Genomic DNA, 2,965 nt, shown 5'->3' on the forward strand with positions numbered 1-2,965 from the left:
GAGGACGTTGCCTGTGGCCACCAGCCGCAGGTGGTGATCCGCCGCAGCCTGTTCGACGCCGGCGCGGTGAATGTCGTCCATCGGCCGGTAGAGCAGGTTGAGCGCCATCCAGGCCCGGCCAGCGAAGGTGGCTGAGATCCAGGCGGCCTGGCTGCCGAGTTTCTCCGCGGGCGCGCAATACTCCGGCGTGAAGACGATGAGGCAGTCAGGCAGGCCGCGCAGATGGGAGTAGGGCGGCTCGGGGGAGGCCAGATCCCGCAGGGTTAGCTGGTAGCTACCTTTCGCGGCACGCATGCGCCCGAGTGTGATCAGCTCGCACAGATTGCCGTAGCCGGCGCGGTTGCGGGCCAGCGCAACGAAGGACAAGGCCGGGCTGCCATCTGCATTCACGAGACGGAAGGAGGCGCCGACGAGGAGCTTCAGGCCGTGCTGCTTGGCAACGGTGTGCGCGCGCACGATACCGGCCAGGGAGCATTCGTCGGTGATTGCCAGCGCGTGGTAGCCCAGTTGCACCGCGCGCTCGGCCAGTTCTTCGGCGCGGGACGCGCCCTGAAGGAAAGAGAAATTCGAGAGGCAGTGCAACTCGGCGTAGTCGGGAAGCCCGACGCCGGAAGAAGTGGGCAACATGGCTCGATCACCCGAATAGCCCGTGCAGGTACCACCGTGCGGCATCGCCCTCGCGACTGCCCATGCGCTCCTGAAAGATCCAGTAGCAGGCATGGTCGCGGCCCTCGGCCACGTAGTAGTCGCGCGTGACCACCTCGCCGGCCCACCATCCCGCCTCGATGCGCTCCGGTGGAGATACCATGCGCAGCGGGGAGCCGTAGTAGGGGCGATGCTCGCGCTCGAGCAGGGGGATCGGCTGGTCCAGCAGCCAGACCGGCCGTGGGAGCGCGGGCGCGGTGGTGCCGGCGGGGATCTTGGCCGTCACGGGCACCCAGGCGTTCGCGACGGCGGGCCGGTAGTCTGGCTGCAGCGCCGGCTGCAGGACGCGATCCGCGCCCAGTCGAGCGACGAGCAATTCCAACAGCCGTGTGTGGTCCTCCGGCGTGCCGCCCGGTTCAGGGAACAGGCTTTGGCTCGGCGGGGCCAGCGGCTGGGTATCGATGGCCGCCAATTGCACGGCGATCATGGGCGCGTCGATGCTCAGCCGTGCCAGCCGCTCGCGCAGCAGGCGGACCAGGTGATCGGCATGCCAGTTCGACTCGGCCAAGGCAATCTCAACGACCGTCGGCGGGATCGCCTCCCGACCTCGCTCATGATGCAGGGACACAGCAAAGCGCGTGATGGCCAGGTGCCGCGCCGTGAGCCAGCCGATCAGCTGCTCGATCAAGCCGGAGACGTAGGCGAGGGTGGCCTCCACGTGCTCGATACGGTCGGGCAGGTCCACCCTCGCGGAAAATTCCGGTGGCGCCTCCAGCCAGTCGAACACTTCCGCTGCCTCGCCCAGCGCGCGGTCGAGCGCTTCGTTGATGGCGGCGCCGCAGCGCCGCTGCAGGCCGGCCCGTGGTAGGCGGCGCAAGTCGCCCAGGGTGCGGCAGCCCAGGCCGTCCAACCATTCGGCATGCGCGCGCGCGGCCGGCAGGGCCGCGGTGGGGAGAGCGGCCAGCCGGCGGCCGAGGCGGGCGATCTTGAGCGACAAGCCGCCGCCGGCGCGCGCGAGGAGCCATGCCCCCTGCGCCGTGGGCGCGCACCCGATCACCACGCTGTAGCCCAGCGCATCGGCGGTCGCGCGCATGCGGGCCCGCAGCCGACGGGCACCGCCGAAGAGCCGAAGGCTCGCGGAGACGTCGACCAGCACGGCGTCTTCCTCGGCGGCCACCACGCACGGCGAAAACTGCAGGAGGGCGAGGGCCAGCGCACGCAGGCCTTCCGTCTCTCGCGCCGGGTCGCGCTCGATGAGCACGGTTTGCGGCGCGATCGTCTGCACGCCACCGCGGCGCATATGCGGCCGCACGCCGGCGGCGGTGGCCAGCGGGGAGGCATGGTGCACGCGGTCCTTGTCGAGGACTGCCACCGCCAGCTCAGTGGACCAACGAGGCCGGAACACTTCGAGGCACAGGCGCGGCAGGCGCAGGCAGATCCACAGGCGATGCATGACGGCGAAGCAGGATGGGCGACGGCTCCAGCGGGACAAAGACGGGCTTGTCCTGCTGCGGGCCGCGCCGCTTGAAGAAGGTAAGGTCGACGCCACCAGCTGCTGGGACGATACCGACACGTAGCGGGGCCGGTGATGCATCTCGCGCGCAAACGAGAGGGCGTATGAGGTAAAACAGCGCTTCCCTCGATTGCGCGGCCAGGTGCAGCCGGCGCAGGGCGTCGTTGCGCATGTGCTGCTGCCACAGCAACACCGCGCCGCAGGTGCCGGCGCGCAGCATCTGTTCCGTGGCCCAGAGGGCGTCAGCGGTGCGTTCCGCGCGGATCCAGAGCAGTTGCCGGAGAGGCAGGCCCCAATTGGTGAAGGCCAGTGCCTGGGGCGCATGTGGGGGCTGTATCAGCGCGATAGGGCGCGTGCTTGCCAGCAAGGCCGGCCGTAGCAGGCGCAACTCGCCGACGCCGGGCTGCTGCACCAGCATTTCCACCAGTGTGCTGGCCGGCCAGCCGCCGCCGGGGAGTTCACCGACCAGTTCCTGGTAGCCCGTGGGCACGGTACGCCCGATGGCCCGGGCGAGCTGGGACGCGCGCCAGAGGGCAGGGTGGATGGACTCAGGGAGAGGAATGGGCATGGCTGGTTTCAGAGCAATCTGTAAACCAGTCTACTGTATATTTATACAGTGGTCATGTGGAAGCAAAAATAAGCTCTATGCGGCTTATCCTCGGTCTTCTTTGTGATTTGTTATGCATTTCGCAAAACTTGATAGCCACGAAGGGGTATGGAGGAGTGGGAAGCATGCCGCTAGAGTCGCCCGAGCACGCCGGCGGCGCGCACTTGCCAACAAACAAAAAACGGGTCAGGTCACATGTT

The 2,965-nt window shown here is 68.2% G+C and carries 3 protein-coding genes; all 3 read right to left on the reverse strand.

From position 1 onward, the window contains the following. Positions 1-627: PHP domain-containing protein (locus K206_RS0116785; protein ID WP_020203554.1), on the reverse strand; the 627-nt coding region annotated here is incomplete at its 3' end. A 7-nt stretch (positions 628-634) separates the two neighbouring features. Next, positions 635-2,098, reverse strand: a complete 1,464-nt coding sequence (locus K206_RS0116790; RefSeq protein ID WP_029043728.1) for a DNA polymerase Y family protein — start codon at positions 2,096-2,098, stop codon at positions 635-637. Continuing rightward, a complete protein-coding gene (gene imuA / locus K206_RS0116795) occupies positions 2,025-2,726 on the reverse strand; it encodes a translesion DNA synthesis-associated protein ImuA (RefSeq protein ID WP_020203556.1) in 702 nt (233 codons plus the stop codon). The genes K206_RS0116790 and imuA overlap by 74 nt, the downstream gene beginning before the upstream one ends. Positions 2,727-2,965: the final 239 nt, after the last annotated feature.

Origin of the sequence: Cupriavidus sp. WS, from assembly GCF_000395345.1 — a bacterium.
In the GTDB taxonomy this organism is placed as follows: domain Bacteria; phylum Pseudomonadota; class Gammaproteobacteria; order Burkholderiales; family Burkholderiaceae; genus Cupriavidus; species Cupriavidus basilensis_B.